Genomic DNA, 17,419 nt, shown 5'->3' on the forward strand with positions numbered 1-17,419 from the left:
GTCCATTGTGCCGGACGTGACATGGCCGGGCGATTTATCATGCGGCGGCTGCATAAGGACACTTCAGGAGGAGCGCCGCGTGCTCGAACTCACCATGGCCACCGTCTCCGGGACGGAAGAGGGGGCCACGGCCGGCATGCTCATGGCCGAAGCGCCGAGTGAACCCGGTGCCGTGCTCCGGGTGGGGCGGGACAAGTCCGTGTGCCGGCTGGCGACGCCGGACGACTGGCTGTTCGTCTCGCGGGTCCATCTGGAGTTCCTGTGCGGCCCGGAGGGCGTCTGGCAGGTCTCCTGGCTGCGCGGCTCGCAGCCCGACCCGTCGTCCGAAGTCCGCCTGATCGTGGGGGAGTACGCACAGCCCCTCGTCTACGGCGGCAGTGTGACCCTGCCCCGGGGCGGCAGCGGCGAGATCATCGTCCAGGACCGCACCGCCCCACGCAGCGTCAACGTCGGCTTCTACCACGAGGGTTGAGCACCAGTAGGGGCCTAGGCCAACACCCGTGCCAGTGCGAACCCGTCGTATCCCTTCGTGCCCACCGTCTGGATCGCCGTCGCGCTCAACTTCGGGTGGGCGCCGATCAGTTCGATGGCGGCGCGGGTGCCCACCACGTCCGCGGCGGTGCTGTCCCGGTCGGTGACGCGGCCCTCCCGGACGACGTTGTCGACGACGATCAGGCTGCCGGGGCGGGTCAGCTTGAGCGCCCACTCGACGTAGTGCGGGTTGTTGCCCTTGTCGGCGTCGATGAAGACCAGGTCGAAGGGGGCCGGGTTCTCCTCGGCCAGCTTGGGCAGCGACTCCAGGGCCGGGCCCACCCGCACCTCGACGAGGTGGTCGAGGCCGGCCCGCGCGATGTTGGCCGTCGCGACCTCCGCGTGCCTCGCGCTGAACTCCAGGGAGATCAGCCGGCCGTCGGCGGGCAGCGCGCGGGAGAGCCAGATCGTGCTGTAGCCGCCCAGGGTGCCGATCTCCAGGATCCTCGTGGCGCCGTGGATCTGGGCGAGGAGGTGCAGGAGCTTGCCCTGCGGGGCGGTCACCGCCGCGTGCGGCAGACCGGCCGCCTCGCTGTCGCGCGTGGCCGCCGTCAGGGCCTCGTCCTCCGGGGTGAGGTGGGTGGTGAAGTAGTCGTCGACCGCGTCCCAGACCTGCGACTCGCTCATGAGTCCGTGCCTCCCGTTGCCTGGCGGATGTCTTCTTAGAGTTTCTAACTAGGTGTGCTAACGAGCATGGTCCTGTGCGGGTTCCCCGTCGAGGGCGTCACCACTCTGCGCGGACTCCGCCCGGCGCCGTGACCGTCGTACCGCCCATGTCGTCGCGGTCGTGACCGTCAGCAGGAAGGTGCCGAGGACCGTGAGCAGCCAGGCCGGCAGCCCGGCCACCGTGCGCAGCCGCTCCTCGTAGATCACCTGCTGGAACGGGGCGTCCGAGGCGGCCCGGCGCAGCACGTGGTCGCCGGTGATCGACGAGGGGCGCGGGAACTCCTGGGCCACCGCGGTCAGGTACGGCGTGCCCGCGGCCAGCGCGGCGAGCGGGCCCGACGCGCCGGTGACGCGCCCGGCGTACGTGACGCGGGGCGGCTCGCCACCGATCGCCGAGCGGGGTTCCATGCGATGCGCGGCGAGGACGTACAGGCCCAGCGACTGCGGTGTGGCCGCGAGGGCGGACAGGCGCATGGGGTAGACGGGCTGGTCGGCCTCGAAGGTGAGGTGGAGCGGGTCGAGGGTGCCGTCGAGCGGGACGCCCGCGCTGTCGGGGGCCAGCCGGACCGCCACGTACTCCCAGCGGCGGTCCACGTACGGGCGCAGGGCGGTCGAGAGGCGTGGGGGGAGGGCGAAGCCGTTGCTGCCGAGCCAGGTGTCAAGTGCCGCCGGGTCGGTGGCCGTGAGGCGGGCCACGTCGAAGGGGCCGAGCTTCTGGCGGCCCACCACACCCACGCCCGGGGCGTCTCCGGGACCCGGCGGGGGTGCGCCCGCCTCGTCGCCCATGACCAGCGGCCAGTCGCCGTCCTGGGGCCAGAAGTGGTACCGGGTGCGGTCGACGGGCGCGGTGAGGGCGGCGAGCCGGGTGAACAGCGCCGGGTCCCCGAGCCGCACGGTCGCCCGGTGCGGCACCGGCATGATCCACGCGGCCCGCTCGGCGTCCCCGCCGACGGTCAGGCTCATCACGATCTGCTCCTGCCGCCCGTCCCAGCGCACGACGGACTCCTCGCGCCCCACGGTCACCCGCGTCCGCTCCCCCGGGATCATCGCCCCGCAGCCGCACGCGTACGCCGGCGCGATCAGCGACCCCAGCTGGATCCCGAGCAGTGTCACGACCACGGCCAGCACGCGCGCGCGGGCACTGTTTCTCCGTCGGAACCAGCCCATGCCCCGAAGCCTCCTGATGCCGTCGACAGAGGTTCAGACGGTACGGCGGAGCGGCGGGTTCCGGGGGTGTTTCCGGACAGTTATCGGGGCTCCACCGAGGGTGCCGAGCCCGGCAGGGGGCGGCCCGCCGACTCGGTCATGCGCCAGACGGCGAAGCCGCCGATCAGGGCCGCCGCCATCATGTAGTACGCGGGCATCATCAGGTCGCCGGTCGCGCCCACCAGGGCCGTCACCACCAGCGGGGTCGTGCCGCCGAACAGCGACACCGACACGTTGAAGCCGATGGAGAGCGAGCCGTAGCGCACCCGCGTCGGGAACAGGGCCGGGAGCGCGGACGGCATCGCGGCCGTGAAGCAGACCAGGAGGAGGCCGAGAGCGGCCATGCCGAGCGCGACCGCGGCCAGGCTGCCCTGGCGGATCAGCAGCAGGGCCGGGACCGACAGGAGCAGGAAGCCGGCGCAGCCCGCCGCGATCACCGGGCGGCGGCCGACGCGGTCGGTCAGGGCGCCCGCGAACGGCTGGACGGCCATCATCAGCACCATCACGCCCAGCACCACGAGCAGCCCGTGCGTCTCGTCGTACTTGAGCTCGCTGGTGAGGTAGCTCGGCATGTACGACAGCAGCATGTAGTCGGTGACGTTGAAGACCAGCACCAGGCCCACGCACAGCAGCAGCGCCCGCCACTGGCCCGTCACCATCTCGCGCAGCGGCACCTTCGGCCGGTTCGCCTCGGACTTCGCGACCTCGGCGGCGAAGGCCGGGGTCTCCTCCAGGCGCAGCCGCAGATACAGGCCGATGATCCCCATCGGGCCCGCGATCAGGAACGGGATCCGCCAGCCCCAGGACGTCAGGTCGTCCGTGGACAGCAGGGCCGTCATCAGCGTGACCAGGCCCGCGCCGCCGACGTAACCGGCCAGCGTGCCGAACTCCAGCCAACTGCCCAGGAACCCGCGCCGCTTGTCCGGCGCGTACTCGGCGATGAAGGTGGACGCGCCCGCGTACTCACCGCCGGTCGAGAAGCCCTGGACCAGGCGTGCGGCCAGGAGCAGCAGCGGGGCGCCGACGCCGATCGAGCCGTACGACGGGATCAGGCCGATCGCGAACGTGCCCGCGGCCATCATGATCATCGTCAGCGCGAGGACCTTCTGGCGGCCGATCCGGTCGCCCAGCGGGCCGAAGACCATGCCGCCGAGCGGGCGGACCAGGAAGGCCGCGGCGAAGGCGCCGAAGGTGGAGAGCAGCTGGGCGGTGGGGTTCCCGGACGGGAAGAACACCTTGCCCAGGGTCACCGCGATGTAGCTGTAGACGCCGAAGTCGAACCACTCCATCGCGTTGCCCAGCGCGGCGGCCTTCACGGCCCGCCGGACCAGCGCCGGATCGGTGACGGTGACGTCGGAAGCATCGGTAGTGCGGGCGGGGGCGGGGTACTCGGACGGGGGACTGGGGGTCTTCTCTAGGAGGGACATATCCGACCGACCATAAGGGCGGTCGGGCCACCTACGTGGCGTATGCAATCGGTTGCGCAGGGCATCGAAAAGGCGTGTGCGCAGGCCCGCTCACCCGCCTCCGAGCGGTTCCCGGCGGGCGCTACTGTGATCCATCTCGCGTCTCGGCGAGGCAACCCAACCCCTGGCGCACTATCGTCGTCCAGACAAAAGGAGAACGGACGACAGGTGAAGCCGGGGTAGCCTGCGTCTCTCTGTGGGGGCACACAGAAAACGGGGCGGGAGGCCTACGAGGCGTGGCGAACGTGGAGCACAGCGGGCGACCGGCGGATGCCTTCCGGGCAACGGCCGCAGGAGCCGTCAGAGGGCGGCTGCGGGCGGCACGCATGGGTCTGTGGCTGGTCGCCGCGATACTGGCCGTCCGCCAGGTCGTCGTCGTCCTGAGCACCCCCGAGGGCGAGCGGCTCACCGACCTGGAGACCTGGGTCGGTACCAACGGTGTCCTGCACGTGAACGGGTCGCTGTACGACTCGACGCGCTTCACCGGTACGCCCTTCGGCGGTCTCGTCCTCAAGCCGCTCACCAAGGCCGCCGAACAGGCCCTCGGCTGGGGCTGGACCTTCGGGACGCTGCTCCTGGTCGTCGCCCTCGGTCTGATCGCCGCCCGCGCCCTGCCCAAGCCCGTCACCCGCCGCAGCGCGCTGCTGGCCGCGCCCGTCGCGATCAGCCTGCTGATGCTGTCGCTGCCGGTGCGCAACACGCTCTGGCTCGGCCAGACCAGCATCATCCCGGTCCTGCTCGTGCTGCTCGGCTGCTTCACCGTCCGCGGCGAGCGGACCGGCGGCCTGCTGATCGGCATCGCCGCGGCCCTCCAGCCGACCGTGCTGCTCTTCGCGCCGCTCCTGTGGTTCACCGGCCGCCGCCGCGCCGCCGTCTCCGCCGCGGTCACCTTCGCCGCGTGTACGGCGATCGCCTGGGCCGCGATGGCGCACGACTCGTACACCTACTGGGTGCACCACATGGCGGGCACCGGGCTCGGCGGCCCCGCCGACGACCTCGCCAACCAGTCGCTGCACGGCGCGCTGCTGCGGCTCGGGCTGTCCGGGCCGCTGGAGATCGGCCTGTTCCTCACGCTCGGTGCCGCCGTCGCCGTCCTCGGGGTGCGCCGCGCCGTCCACTACGCGCGCGACGGGCAGCTGCTGCTCGCGGTCGCCATCACCGGCTGCGCGGCCATCGCCGTGTCCCCGACCACCTGGCAGCACCAGCTGCTGTGGGTGCTGCTCGCGGTCGTCGGGCGGGTCGGCAAGCGAGCCTCCGACCGGTACGTGTGGCCGGTCGCCGTCGTCCTGGTGATGACGCTGCCCGCCAAGATGATGCTGCCGAACATGTCGGCGATGTACGCCCTGCGCGACAACGTCGTCCTGCTCGCCGCCCTCGCCGCGGCCACCGTCATCCCGTTCCTGTCGCGCACCTCGCCGTACTACCGCTCGCCGATCCCGACCGAGTACGCGGCCCCCGTGCCGGCCCGCCTCAAGCACGTACCGCTGCTGCCGTTCCTGCGCAGGGTCCTCACCCGCCCGAACCTGCTGCTGGAACTGCTCCTCATCCGCGTCACCTACGCCGCCTACCAGAAGGTCCGGCTCGCGGCGACCGGCGGCTCCAACTCGGCCGGCCGGGTGCGGGCCGAGGAGCACGGGCACCAGATCCTCGACATCGAGCGGTTCCTGCACATCGACATCGAGCACTGGGTCAACCACGCGGTCGTGAAGGTCGACTTCCTGCGGAATTTCTTCGACTTCTACTACGAGTCGTTCCACTTCATCGTGCCGCTGTCCGTCATGGCCGTCCTGTATGTGCGCCGCCCGGTCGACTACCGCTGGGCCCGTACGTCCCTCGGGTTCGCGACCCTGCTCGCGCTGGTCGGCTTCTGGCTCTACCCGCTGGCCCCGCCGCGCCTGCTGCCCGGCCTCGGCGTCATCGACACCGTGCACGGCGTCCAGGACTTCTCCAAGCCGGACTACGGCACCCTGACGGCCCTGACCAACCAGTACGCGGCGATGCCCTCCCTGCACTTCGGCTGGGCCCTGTGGTGCGGTGTCGTGATCGCGATCATCGCGCCGAAGTGGTGGATGAAGGCGCTGGGCCTGCTGCACCCGTTCTTCACCGTCTCGGCGATCGTCGCGACCGGCAACCACTGGGTGCTGGACGCGGCCGGTGGCGCGGCGGTCGTCGGCGCCGGCTTCGGGCTGTCGTACCTGCTCCAGGGACCGCGCGCGGAGTTCACGCGCAAGGCGGCCGAGAAGGCCGAGGAGAAGGAGCCCGTGAAGGAGCCCGCTCCGAGCTGAGCGGGCCTGTGCCGCCCACGATCCCGCGGCAGCTGCCTATGAACCGGTGGCGGGATCTCCCGTACCTCGCCGGGGCTCCCCGTCCCCGTCTCCATCTCCGTCCTGGCGGAACACGGAGTCCACCAGCTCCAGGTCGGCGTCCGTCTCGGCCCGCGACCGGAACTGCGCCCTGGCCAGCCACAGCCCCACCGCGAGGACGAGGACCGCCCACACCACCCCCGACGCCTCGGCGACGGTCCGCCCCGGACAGCTGCCGGTACTGCCCGGCAGGTCGCCGTGGTAGGCGGGCGGCAGACACTGCGCCGAGGCGGACGAGGGCCCGTCGAGAACGACGAGGACGACCGCGACGATCAGCGCGCACAGCCGTACGGCTCGGGAGCCGGTCATGAGTGCGCTCCCCTCGCCGGGAGGACGGGCCGGTGGGCTTCCACGGGCGCTCCCTTCAACTCCAACACGCGTGCGCGCAGCGGAAGTTCGTCCGGTACGAAGATGTCGGCGCCGCGACGGCCGCGGTGCACGTGCTGCGTCGCGAGGTCGAGCTGCGCCTGCTGCAACCGCAGGAGGTGCCGCACCCCCGCGACACCGTCACGGCGCCACACCCGCAGTTCGAGCCGGAGCCGGCGCGGCGGCGAGAGCAGCAGGCCGATCTCGGGCTCCGTGACCGCGCCACCGCCCGTGCCGGCCTCCGCGCGCAGCGCACCGGCCAGTCCCAGCGCCTGGGCGCGCAGACCGCGGCGCAGGATCACGAGGCAGAGCACGACGAACACCCCCGAGGTGACGGCCGTCATCAGCGGCACACCCACCAGCGCACCGAGGGTGTCGCTGCCGGAGAACCAGTCGTCGCGCCGCTTGGCGAGCTGCCCCAGCACGATGTCCGTCTCGAAGTGCCCGCCCACCGCCGCCAACACCCCGCCCCCGACGGCCAGTCGGCGGTCCCGGCGCTCCGGCAGCCAGCGGGCCGCGCCGAACCCGGCGCCCACCAGCGCGGTGAACGCCACCTGCACCGCCATGAGGCCGACCACCTGCCGGGTCCAGAACTCGGCGGCGGGCTGGGCCGGCTGCCCCGCCGACCCGAGCGAGCCCATGTAGTCGCTCATGTAGCTGACGGTCTCGGTGAGGTTGAACCCGAGACCGACCGCCGCGCCGATGACCAATCCCGAGACCACGCCGTCGAATTGGCGCCGGAAGAGCAGGAACAGGACGGCGACACCGGCCGCCTTGCCCAGCTCCGACACCAGCGCGCTGTTCAGGCAGCCCACCGCGAAGAGCGCGCGGGCGCTGTCCCGGGGGCGGGACCAGTCGAGCAGATAGGAGGGGCCGTACCGTCCCTCCCAGACCACCATGGTGAGGGCGAAGCCGCCGGCGATCAGCGCGCCCCAGCCGAATCCCAGGAGCAGCAGCCGGCCGGGCACCCGTCGGAACAGCTGCAGCCGGTGGAGAAGGTACAAGGCCGCGGCGGTGGTGGGCAGACAGAGCAGCAGCCGGGGCAGGTTGCCGGCGAGGAGGTGCAGCGCCATCGTCGTGAAGGGCAGCGACAGGGCGGCCAGGATGCCCAGTCGACAGCTGCGTACGGCGGCGGCGCGTGCCGTGGGGTCGGCGGCCGGTGCGGCCTGCCGCCGGGCGAGGAGCACGGCCAGCGCCAGCGCGATGCCCCAGCCGACGAACAGCAGGACCCGCGTCACCTTGAAGACCTCCGGCTCCGGCTGGAGGTACACGGTCATGAGGCCGAAGGGCGAGGTGATGTCGGGCGCCGCCCAGAAGAGGATCTGCGCGACGCCATAGGCCACCGACAGGGCGGCGGCCACCAGGATCGCCGTGGGCAGCCCGTGCCGGGGGACGCGTGCGGGCGGCCAGGACGGGGGTGGCGGGAGGACGCGGGCGGCCTGGTTCACGGGGCATCGCCGCCCTGCGCGGGGGCGGGGAGGCTGAGCCAGTCGCTGGGGAGCGAGGGGTAGGTGTCCGTGGGCGGTTCCCCGAGTGACGGGAAGGAGAGGGAGGGGTACGGGTGACTCGGGTCGCCGGTGGGCCAGGAGGTGGGCCACGAGGTCGGGATCCCCGTGAGCCAGTCGCTCGGATAGCCGCTGGGCAGGGGCAGGTCGGTCCTGCCGCTCGGCAGCAGGTCCGTGGGCAGGGCCGACGCGATAGGTGTCTGGAGAACGGCCGGCACCTCCGGCTCGGTGGTGGCTCCCAGGACGGCGGCGACCACGAGGGCCACGGCTCCGGTACCGCCGACGGCGGCCATCAGCCGTACGTAGGGCCGCCGCCCGGTCTCCGACTCGTCGCCGTCGCCTTCGTCGGCTCCGTTCCGGATCTCCTCGTACGAGGGTTCCGGGGGCTCGGGCGGACGGGGAGGTGTTTCAGGTGGCGGGTGGTTCTCTTCCTCGGCGGACGGCATGGCTGTCTCCCTCGGGACGGCGTGGCGTGGCGGCGGAGCGGACGGCCGCGCGGCGCAGGGGGCTCGCGGCGGCCGGGACGGACAGGCGCCGGCGGCGGCGCCACAGCAGCAGGGCGAGCGGGAGGAGCAGCGTGGGGGACAGCCGCAGCGCCAGCTCCCAGGCCGACGAGCCGGCACCCGACGCGCCGAGCCCGGCGGCCTGACGCGGGGTGGGCGAACCCAGCCACAGGGCGTCGGACGGGTCGTGGCCCGCGGGCTGCTTCAGGGAGGTGCCGACGTCGTCGGACATCGCCCCGTACCGCCGCGCGAAAGCGGCCTCCGAGACCTCCCGCAGCGGCACCCGGGCCAGGTCGACACCCCCGTACGTGAGGAGCCGCCGGGTGACCACACCGTTCACGGTGATGTCACGGGCGACACTGAACTCGCCCTTCGTGTGGGACTCGACGTACTTGTCGAAGGTGTCCCTGGGCCGCCACCCGGTCGTCGTCTCCCACGGTCCGACGTCGCCGCCGTCGACCAGGTCGCCGTAGGCGGTGTCCCGCGACCGGCTCAGCTCGCGGTACCACTCGGCGGCCACCCGCGCGAGATACACGCGGCGCAGATCGGCGTACTGCGGGCCGGAGTTGACGCTCTTCCTCAGCTGCGGCAGCACCAGGCTCCGGAACAGCGACTCGTTGTGGCTCCGGGTGGCCTCGTCCTGCCCGGCACAGGCGCTCGCGGTCTGCCCGGCCGAGCGGTACGCGGACTCCGTCCTCACGTCCAGCGGCGCCTTGAGGATGTACAACTTGTCGCCGTCGCGGCGGACTTCAGCGGGCCCGGGCACGATCCATACGCGGTCGGCGGAGCAGTCTCCCCGGAGGCGGGACCAGAACTCCCTGCCGTTGGCGGTGTCGGGGTGGATGAGCTGTCCGACGTCCTTCTTGAGCCGCAGATCCGCCTGGAGCATGACGCGTCCGGCGTCGGTGCGGCCGAGCCGTTCGTCGACGATCCGGTCCGGTTCGCCGGGGTTGAGGTTGACCCAGTAGGCCGACGGACTCAGTTCCAGCCAGGTGAAGAACGCGTCGGAGGTGAGCCGTGCCGCGTCCACGCCGAGCGCCGGTGAGGTGCCGCCGGTGGCGGAGGCCGGGGCCCGGAAGGAGTACTGCAGGCCGCTGCCGTCGCCGGGGTCGGACAGATAGCGCAGTTCGAGGGAGGAGAAGTCGATGCCGCCCGGTGCCTGGGGGACGGGTTCGGCGAGCGCCTTCACGAGGCCGCTGCCGGCGACTCCCGCACTCTCGCCGCACGCCGCCGGTACCGCGGCGGCGGGCCCCGCCACGAGCGCGGCTCGGTGGACCCCGGAGCGCGCCGGAGCGAGCCCGAGGGCGCACGTGCCCCCTTGGCCGGTCCCTTGGCCGGTTCTGAACACCTTGTTCGTCTCTTTGGCCGTCTCGTACTTGCGCTCGATGTTCGCCTCCTTGAGCTCGGCCATGCGTGCCTTCTCCTGTGCCTTCTCCTGCGGCACCTTCTTGTCACCGAGCTTGGCTTCGGCCGCCTCGGTGAGCAGACGCTTCATCAGGGCCTTGTAGCCCTTCGACCGATAGCGGACGGCATAGCTCACCTCCGTGCCCGGCGGGATCGCGGAAGCGCACTTCGAGCAGGGGGAGTTGTCCGTGTAGACGTGGAAGAACCGGTCGGGATCGTCCACGCCCACATAGTGGGCAGCGCTGATCATCATGAGGATCTCGGAGTGGAGACGCTCCAGCGTGACGTCGTCGTCGTGGAAGACCGAGCGGTCGTTGGTCTTCTTGATGACGAGGAACCGCCCGATCCCCGGCTGGTCCCGGAGACCGAGTGCCCGGTAGAGCGCGGGATTCGTCCGCCGCAGCTCGGCGACGTCGACGACCTCGAAGCCCTTGGTCCGCAGACCGTCCAGGCCCGTGATGTCCAGGAACCCCATGGCCAGGTTCCGTCCCACATCGGCGGGGCTGGCGATGCCCCTCGCCAACCGGGCGATGTACGCCATCCGCCCGATCGGATTCTCGAACCACGGGTCGAGTTGCGTGCCCGGCGGCTCCGCCTGACCGGCGAGCGCCGGTGGCCCCGCGAGCGTCGGTGGCGCCGCGAGCCCTAAGAGCAGCGCGACGGCGGCGACCGTGACGAGAACGGCTCGCCGCACCCCTCGAATCACAGCAGAACCCCCGTAATGCTGTGCAGAACCCCCGTAATGCCTGCGCTCTCCAGGCTGTCCGCGTCACCAGAAGCGGTCAACCCCACGGATGAGACAAAACGGATGAGACAAAAGGGCGCGCCCATGCCTGGACGGGCCGGCGGCGCCGGGAAGGCCGCCGGCCCGAGTGTGGCGGGGCGGGTCAGGCCGTGCGGACCTGGAGGTGCTTCACTCCGTTGATCCACGCGGAGCGCAGCCGGTCGGGGTCGCCGGCCAGGGTGAGGTCCGGGAGGGCGTCGGCGATCGCGTTGAAGATGAGGTCGATCTCCAGGATGGCCAGCGACTTGCCCAGGCAGTAGTGCGGGCCCCCGCCACCGAAGCCGAGGTGGGGGTTGGGGTCGCGGGTGATGTCGAAGGCGTCGGGGTCGGTGAAGACCTCGGGGTCGTGGTTGGCGGAGGCGTAGAAGACGCCGACCCGGTCGCCCTTCTTGATGAGCTTGCCGCCGAGTTCGGTGTCCTGGGTCGCGGTGCGCTGGAAGGCGTTGACCGGGGTGGCCCAGCGGACGATCTCCTCGGCCGCCGTCGCGGGCCGCTCCCGCTTGTACCGCTCCCACTCCTCGGGATGGGTGAGGAAGGCGTGCATCCCGTGCGTGATCGCGTTGCGGGTCGTCTCGTTCCCGGCCACCGCCAGCATGAGTACGAAGAAGCCGAACTCGTCGGAGTTCAGGTTCCCTTCGTCCTCCGCGGCGACCAGGGTGGTGACGATGTCCTTGGCCGGGCACTGCTTGCGGTCGGCGGCCATGTTCATCGCGTAGGCGATCAGTTCGGTGGCCGACTCGGCGCCGACCTCCTCGGTGATCGCGTACTCGGGATCGTCGTACGAGATCATCTTGTTGGACCAGTCGAAGATCTTGGTGCGGTCGTCCTGCGGGATGCCGATGAGTTCGGCGATGGCCTGGAGGGGCAGTTCGCAGGCGACCTCGGTGACGAAGTCGAACGGGCCCGCGTGGGTACGGGCGTTGGCCGCGATGGCGTGGGCGCGCTCGCGCAGGCGGTCCTCCAGGGCGCGGATGGCCCGCGGGGTGAAGATGCGCTGCACGATCTGGCGGACCCGGGTGTGCTCCGGCGGGTCCATGTTCAGCAGGATCAGTTGCTGCGCGTCGATCGCGTCGCGCTCCATGTGCTCGTGGAAGCGGATGATCGCCGTGTTGGTGGTCGACGAGAACAACTCCGGGTGCGTGGACACGTACTTGACGTCGGCGTGCCGGGTCACGGCCCAGTAGCCCTCGTCCTGGAAGCCGGCGATGCCTGCCCGCTGGGGGATCCAGCAGACCGGTTCGACCCGGCGCAGTTCGGCGAACTCCGGTAGCGGAACGCGGTGGTGAAGCACGTCGGGGTCGGTGAGGTCGAACCCGTCGGGGAGAGCTGGACAGGACATGGGTGACTCCAGCTGAAGTCTGACGGTCCATCAGGAATTGCCGTGAAGGTAGTAACGGGTTCTACAAGAGGCAAGGGGTATGGCAGCCCTAATTAACTGCACGCCCCTTGCGGTTACGGACGGACTGTCAGCAGACTGCACAAAGAACTAGAACACGTACTAGTTCTGCGTGGCGGGTGGGCCGGGACGCCCGCGCCGCGCGGGTACCGGATGGAGAGGATCCACCCCCATGGCCGCGGAACCCGTGATCGTCGAAGCCGTACGCACCCCCATCGGCAAGCGCGGCGGCGCGCTCGCCAATCTGCACCCCGCCTACCTACTTGGCGAGACCTACCGCGAACTTCTGGGCCGCACCGGCATTCCCGCCGACGCGGTCGAGCAGATCGTCGGCGGCACCGTCACCCACGCCGGCGAGCAGTCCATGAACCCCGCGCGTACGGCCTGGCTGACCGTGGGCCTGCCGTACGAGACCGCGGCGACCACCGTCGACTGTCAGTGCGGCTCCTCGCAGCAGGCCTCGCACATGACCGCCAACATGATCGCGGCCGGCGTCATCGACGTCGGCATCAGCTGCGGCATCGAGGCGATGTCCCGCGTGCCGCTCGGCTCGGGCTCCAAGCACGGCCCGGGCAAGCCGTTCCCCGACGAGTGGAACGTCGATCTGCCCAACCAGTTCGAGGCGGCCGAACGCATCGCCCGCCACCGGGGGTTGACCCGGGAGAACGTCGACTCCCTCGGCCTCATCTCGCAGGAGCGCGCGGCCAACGCGTGGTCCGAGGAGCGCTTCAAGCGGGAGACGTTCGCGGTCCAGGTGCCGACCACGGAGGAGGAGCAGCGGGCCGGTCAGGGCATGTGGCGGCTCGTCGACAAGGACGAGGGCCTGCGCGACACGTCCATGGAGGCGCTGGCCCGCCTCAAGCCGGTGATGCCGACGGCGATCCATACGGCGGGCAACTCGTCGCAGATCTCCGACGGAGCGGCGGCCATCATGTGGGCGTCGAAGAGGATGGCTCGCGCCCTGAAGCTGAAGCCGCGGGCGCGGATCGTGGCGCAGGCCTTGGTGGGCTCCGACCCGCACTTCCACCTGGACGGGCCGATCGACGCCACGCGGGCCGTGCTCGGCAAGGCGGGCATGACCCTGAAGGACATCGACGTCGTCGAGATCAACGAGGCGTTCGCGTCAGTGGTGTTGAGCTGGGCACAGGTCTTCGAGCAGGACCTGGAGAAGGTCAACGTCAACGGCGGCGGGATCGCGCTGGGGCACCCGGTGGGAGCGACCGGGGCCCGTCTCATCACGACGGCACTTCATGAACTGGAGCGGGCGGACAAGGAGTTCGCGCTGGTGACGATGTGTGCGGGTGGCGGTTTGGCGACCGGCACGATCATTCAGCGGCTGTAGACGTCCAGTTCAGGAATGTGGTGAAGGCGGCGGGGTCGATCTTGAGGATCGGTCCCGCCGGGTTCTTTGAGTCGCGGAGGGCGACGGGGTTGGTGGGGGAGGAGGTTTCGGCGACCTCCACGCAATCGCCGCCCTGGTCGCTGCTGTAGCTGGACTTACGCCACTTGCTGCTCGCCATAGCGGTCCTCCATCACGCGCCGGATCAACTCCGCCGATTCCCTGAGGGAGAGTGCGGCGGCTCGGAGATGATCGTATCGGAGCGAGCAGTCTTTGACGGTGTCCGGGTTGGCAGTGGGATGCCCGCTTCCGTAACCCTCGGTGTAGACGATCGTCGGGTCGCCGGTGAAGCGGTAGATGTTGAATGAGCCTGTGAGTCCCGCGTGTGCTCCGGCGGCGAACGGCAGCACCTGGATGTTGATCCGGGGATTGTTCTCGAAGCTCAACAGGTGCGCGAGTTGACCGCGCATGGTCGCCGGACCACCGATTTCCTGGTGCAGCGCGGCCTCGCTGAGGACCATCCAGAAGACCGGCGGCTCGCCCTTCTCGAAGATGCGCTGGCGCGCGAGCCGCACGGCGGTGCGGTCGTCGAGGTCGGTGTCGTCCAGCGCGCCGAGCACGGCACGGACGTATTCCGGAGTCTGCAACAGCCCGTGGACCATGCCCATCTGGAACGTGCAGATCTCAGTCGCCCGCACCTCCAGCTCGGCAACCTGCTGAAACCAGGCTGGTAGTTGACTTCGCAGGACCAGTTCGACGAGCCTCGACAGCGACCCGCCCGTCCCCAGCGCCGCGTCCACCCGTTCGCTGAACTCCCGCGTCGGCAACTTCCTCGCCGTTTCGATCTGGCCGACCAGTGACCCCGTGTAGTTGACGATGTCGCCGAGCTGCCGTTGGGTCAGGGCCGCCGCCTCGCGGTAACGGCGCAGTTCGTAGCCGTAGTAGTCGAGTGGCGAGGCGCCGGGGTCGAGGACGTTGATGTTGGTCACGCAGGGCCCCCTCTCGGGCAACTCGGTCCACAGACGGACCGGTTGTGTCCATTCGGTAGCCCAGGGTAGTCGCGCGGCGTCACCCTCGTCCTGTGAACGGATACCTTCCCCCCACGTACCGCATGCGCCTGACCGTAGGCGAACACTCGGTACGTCACATTCGCCGTATCGTGCGCTCGCTGCTCGACGAGTGGGAGCTGCTGGAGCTGTGTGACGCCGCGGAGTTGGGCGTCAGCGAGCTCATCACCAACGTCGTCCGCCATGTCCCGGACCGGCGCTGCACCGTGCTGATGCTGCGGGTGGCGGCGGGGATGAGGGTGGAGGTGTCCGACGGGGTGCCCGAACTGCCGGTGATGGCAGCGGAGTTGTCCATGGACGCGGAGGGCGCCCGCGGGCTCGTACTGCTCGATGCCGTGGCCGACAAGTGGGGTGCGGAGCGGGTGAGCGGGGGTGGGAAGAGGGTGTGGTTCGAGTGCTGGAGACGGTGACGGGGTGCGGTCATGTCAGGGTCGCGGACGGGTCGCCGTCGGCGCGTTCGGCCGACAGCAGCATCCTCGGGTCGGGCAGGTGATGGAGCTCGTACCGCCCGGGCTCGGCGAACGCCCGCGCCACCGACTCGGTCACCTCGAAGGTCATCGCGGCCGCCGACAGCTGCCACCGGGTCCCGGCCCCGTGCACGGTCACCGCGTCCACGGCGCACCGCACCGGAGCCGGCGTGCGCAGCACCTGCCACAGGGCGCCGGTCCGGCTCTCCCTCACGAGGAGCCACATGAGCATCATGAGCATGGTGCCCAGATAGGCGCTGACCCCGAAGACGATCAACAGGACGGTGATGTCGGGGAACCACGAACCGTCCGGTCCGGAGTCGACCAGGTCCACGATGCGCGTCACGTTGATCCACAGGAAGAAGCCGAGCACGACGGCCGCGTTCAGGCCCCAGCCGACGGCGCGAAGGCAGAACTCGCGCAGAAGCGGCCGGCGTTGCCGGGGCGTGAGCCGTCCCGCCCGGTTCGCGGCGAGGTCCCACTGCGTCAGGCCCATCGCCTCCAGCAGCGGCCTGCTCCCGGCCGCCCCCGCCCCCGTTGCTGAGAAGTCCGGTGCGGCCTCGGCCTCGTGCCGGTCCAGCGGCCGGGCGGACAGCAGTACGCCGGGATCGGGATCGGCCTCGGCCGACTCCAGCCAGTACAGCCGGTAGGTTCCCGGCGGCGGCAGCTCCGGTGCCCCCTCGGGTACGGCGAGGCGGCCGGCACCGATCCGCGCCTCGCGTGTGCCGTCCGGGAGCGCGACGACCTCGCCGACCGCGCCGGCCGTCCGGCAGGCGGTCAGGGCGGCGGTCCGCCGACGGCGCCCCCTCTGGCGCGGGATGCCGGCCGGCATCCCCACTCCCGGGATCCGCAGCTCCTCGATCAGCGCGTACTGCGCAGCGGTCACCCGGCCGTCGGCGTTGGCCGCCACCGCGTCCTCGTCCGTCCACCGGAACTCCGTCGCCGATAACTCCCCGGCCCCGACCCCGGTACCTCGCCGCCACATCCCAGGCCCCCATCGCCGCCGTCCGAACTGATGTACCCGAACGGCACGCACGTCACCCTGCGGGGACAGGGAGGCGCCTTCGGACAGGCGGGCGCCTCTTCGGCAGGCGGGCGGTTCTTTCAGTCCCGGCCCGACGCCACCACCGCCAGCACCCCGGTCAGCGCCGCCGCGACCAGCAGCGGGATGCCCAGGCCGTGGTCGGTCACCAGCCAGGCGCCGAGGCAGGCACCGGCCGCCAGCGCGACCACGGAGGCCGTGCGGCGGGCGCCGTGGGTGCCGGGGCCGCCGCCCGCGGGCGACTCGGCGGCGAGGCCGGTCAGGGTGGTGGTGACCACGACCGTGGTCGGCAGGGCGGTCACCCCGAGTTTGCGGACCGTCGCGGTGCGCAGGCCCATCGCGAACGCGGTGAGGGCGATCACGGTGTAGCGGGTCCCGCCGCTGTCGGGGGAGGCGAAGGCGACCACCGCCGCCGCGCCGACCAGCAGCGCCTCGGCGGCCAGCGTGAGCCGCGCCCACCGGCGCCGCGAGCCGCCGCCCAACCGGCCCTCGATCCGGCCGCCGACCACCGCGCCGACCAGGAAGCACCCCAGCGAGGTCACCGTGTGCGGCACCGAGAACCCGGCTACCCCGGCCGCCGCGAAGCCCAGCACCACGACGTTGCCGGTCATGTTGGCAGTGAAGAGATGGCCGAGGCCGAGATAGGCCACGGCGTCGATGAGCCCACTGACGACGGTGAGCCCCAGCAGCACGAACACCAACCGCAGCCCGCGCGCTTCGGGATCGGTCTTCTCGGATGCCTCCGGTGACTCAGGCGTCTCCGGGGTCTCGGGACTGGCGCTCATCGACCCAGAAAACCACGAAGTGCCCCCGAGGCCGGTCCGACCCGGGAGGCACTTTTACTTGGGCGGCTGTGCGCGAAGCCACTGTGGGACGGCTCAGTACCAGCCGTTCGCCTGCCAGAAGGCCCACGCGCCGGCCGGGCTGCCGTAGCGGGAGTTCATGTAGTCGAGACCCCACTTGATCTGGGTCTTGGCGTTGGTCTTCCAGTCCGAGCCCGCCGACGCCATCTTGGAGCCGGGGAGCGCCTGGACCAGGCCGTACGCGCCGGAGGAGGCGTTGCTGGCGTCGACGTCCCAGCCGCTCTCGTGCTCGACGATGTTGCTGAAGGCGTTGTACTGCGCGGAGCTCGGGATCAGCTGGTGCGCGATCGCCTTGGCCTCGGTGGCCGAGTCGGCGGTCGCGGCGTGAGCGGGAGCCGCGGTCAGCACCATGCCGGCGGTGGCGGCGGCCACGGCGGCGGAGGCGAGGGCCTTCTTCGGGGACGCGATGCTGCGGGCGATGCGGGAGACGATCACGAGGAACCTTTTCTTC

General features: G+C 71.1%; 17 protein-coding genes. 4 read left to right on the plus strand and 13 right to left on the minus strand.

Annotation, left to right across the window (positions count from 1 at the left end; translation table 11 throughout):
- The first annotated feature begins 79 nt into the window (after window positions 1-79).
- Window positions 80-472 carry a hypothetical protein gene (locus tag ACWDR3_RS00275; protein ID WP_450349515.1) on the plus strand — a complete coding sequence of 131 codons (393 nt, stop codon included), beginning with the start codon at window positions 80-82 and terminating at the stop codon, window positions 470-472.
- Window positions 473-486: 14 nt separating this feature from the next.
- Here the strand turns inward: ACWDR3_RS00275 and ACWDR3_RS00280 are convergent, their stop codons facing one another.
- From ACWDR3_RS00280 to proP, 3 genes are all read right to left on the minus strand, one after another.
- Entirely contained in the window at window positions 487-1,158 is a 672-nt protein-coding gene (locus ACWDR3_RS00280) for an O-methyltransferase (RefSeq protein ID WP_450349517.1), read from the minus strand.
- A 57-nt stretch (window positions 1,159-1,215) separates the two neighbouring features.
- Window positions 1,216-2,364, minus strand: a complete 1,149-nt coding sequence (locus ACWDR3_RS00285; RefSeq protein WP_450349519.1) for a DUF2330 domain-containing protein — start codon at window positions 2,362-2,364, stop codon at window positions 1,216-1,218.
- 80 nt (window positions 2,365-2,444) lie between these two features.
- Window positions 2,445-3,830 (minus strand): glycine betaine/L-proline transporter ProP, encoded by a 1,386-nt coding sequence (gene proP, locus ACWDR3_RS00290; RefSeq protein ID WP_450349521.1) that lies wholly within the window; start codon window positions 3,828-3,830, stop codon window positions 2,445-2,447.
- 275 nt (window positions 3,831-4,105) lie between these two features.
- Here proP and ACWDR3_RS00295 point away from each other — a divergent pair, with 275 nt between their 5' ends.
- Window positions 4,106-6,154 carry a bifunctional glycosyltransferase 87/phosphatase PAP2 family protein gene (locus ACWDR3_RS00295; RefSeq protein ID WP_450349523.1) on the plus strand — a complete coding sequence of 683 codons (2,049 nt, stop codon included), beginning with the start codon at window positions 4,106-4,108 and terminating at the stop codon, window positions 6,152-6,154.
- 36 nt (window positions 6,155-6,190) lie between these two features.
- On the opposite strand, the gene ACWDR3_RS00300 is transcribed toward ACWDR3_RS00295, so the two are convergent.
- The 5 genes from ACWDR3_RS00300 to ACWDR3_RS00320 form a co-directional block, all read right to left on the minus strand.
- Window positions 6,191-6,541 carry a hypothetical protein gene (locus tag ACWDR3_RS00300; RefSeq protein ID WP_450349525.1) on the minus strand — a complete coding sequence of 117 codons (351 nt, stop codon included), beginning with the start codon at window positions 6,539-6,541 and terminating at the stop codon, window positions 6,191-6,193.
- Window positions 6,538-8,046 (minus strand): PrsW family glutamic-type intramembrane protease, encoded by a 1,509-nt coding sequence (locus tag ACWDR3_RS00305; protein WP_450349527.1) that lies wholly within the window; start codon window positions 8,044-8,046, stop codon window positions 6,538-6,540. Before ACWDR3_RS00305 ends, ACWDR3_RS00300 begins: the two co-directional genes overlap by 4 nt.
- A complete protein-coding gene (locus tag ACWDR3_RS00310) occupies window positions 8,043-8,549 on the minus strand; it encodes a hypothetical protein (RefSeq protein WP_450349529.1) in 507 nt (168 codons plus the stop codon). Before ACWDR3_RS00310 ends, ACWDR3_RS00305 begins: the two co-directional genes overlap by 4 nt.
- Window positions 8,512-10,704 carry a hypothetical protein gene (locus tag ACWDR3_RS00315; RefSeq protein WP_450349531.1) on the minus strand — a complete coding sequence of 731 codons (2,193 nt, stop codon included), beginning with the start codon at window positions 10,702-10,704 and terminating at the stop codon, window positions 8,512-8,514. The genes ACWDR3_RS00310 and ACWDR3_RS00315 overlap by 38 nt, the downstream gene beginning before the upstream one ends.
- Before the next feature lie 193 nt (window positions 10,705-10,897).
- Window positions 10,898-12,133, minus strand: coding sequence for a cytochrome P450 (locus ACWDR3_RS00320; RefSeq protein ID WP_450349533.1), 1,236 nt, complete (start codon window positions 12,131-12,133; stop codon window positions 10,898-10,900).
- 229 nt (window positions 12,134-12,362) lie between these two features.
- Here ACWDR3_RS00320 and ACWDR3_RS00325 point away from each other — a divergent pair, with 229 nt between their 5' ends.
- Window positions 12,363-13,532: a steroid 3-ketoacyl-CoA thiolase gene (locus ACWDR3_RS00325; protein ID WP_123999548.1), complete on the plus strand. Its 1,170-nt coding sequence runs from the start codon at window positions 12,363-12,365 to the stop codon at window positions 13,530-13,532.
- Here ACWDR3_RS00325 and ACWDR3_RS00330 read toward each other — a convergent pair.
- Both ACWDR3_RS00330 and ACWDR3_RS00335 read right to left on the minus strand, forming a co-directional pair.
- Complete coding sequence (locus ACWDR3_RS00330; protein WP_450349535.1) at window positions 13,516-13,710, minus strand: DUF397 domain-containing protein; 195 nt, start codon at window positions 13,708-13,710, stop codon at window positions 13,516-13,518. The two genes, ACWDR3_RS00325 and ACWDR3_RS00330, sit on opposite strands and share 17 nt — an antisense overlap.
- On the minus strand, window positions 13,688-14,518 hold the full coding sequence (locus ACWDR3_RS00335) for a helix-turn-helix domain-containing protein (RefSeq protein ID WP_450349537.1): 831 nt from the start codon (window positions 14,516-14,518) through the stop codon (window positions 13,688-13,690). The genes ACWDR3_RS00330 and ACWDR3_RS00335 overlap by 23 nt, the downstream gene beginning before the upstream one ends.
- A 122-nt stretch (window positions 14,519-14,640) precedes the next feature.
- Here ACWDR3_RS00335 and ACWDR3_RS00340 point away from each other — a divergent pair, with 122 nt between their 5' ends.
- Window positions 14,641-15,006 (plus strand): ATP-binding protein, encoded by a 366-nt coding sequence (locus tag ACWDR3_RS00340; protein WP_450349539.1) that lies wholly within the window; start codon window positions 14,641-14,643, stop codon window positions 15,004-15,006.
- A 10-nt stretch (window positions 15,007-15,016) separates the two neighbouring features.
- Here the strand turns inward: ACWDR3_RS00340 and ACWDR3_RS00345 are convergent, their stop codons facing one another.
- The 3 genes from ACWDR3_RS00345 to ACWDR3_RS00355 all read right to left on the minus strand — a co-directional run bounded on the left by ACWDR3_RS00345 (window position 15,017) and on the right by ACWDR3_RS00355 (window position 17,403).
- Entirely contained in the window at window positions 15,017-16,048 is a 1,032-nt protein-coding gene (locus ACWDR3_RS00345) for a hypothetical protein (RefSeq protein WP_450349541.1), read from the minus strand.
- Window positions 16,049-16,167: 119 nt separating this feature from the next.
- Complete coding sequence (locus ACWDR3_RS00350) at window positions 16,168-16,890, minus strand: YoaK family protein (protein WP_450349543.1); 723 nt, start codon at window positions 16,888-16,890, stop codon at window positions 16,168-16,170.
- A gap of 93 nt (window positions 16,891-16,983) precedes the next feature.
- A complete protein-coding gene (locus ACWDR3_RS00355; protein ID WP_450349544.1) occupies window positions 16,984-17,403 on the minus strand; it encodes an aggregation-promoting factor C-terminal-like domain-containing protein in 420 nt (139 codons plus the stop codon).
- Between the last annotated feature and the right edge of the window lie 16 nt (window positions 17,404-17,419).

Source organism: Streptomyces sp. NPDC001002 (assembly GCF_053599215.1).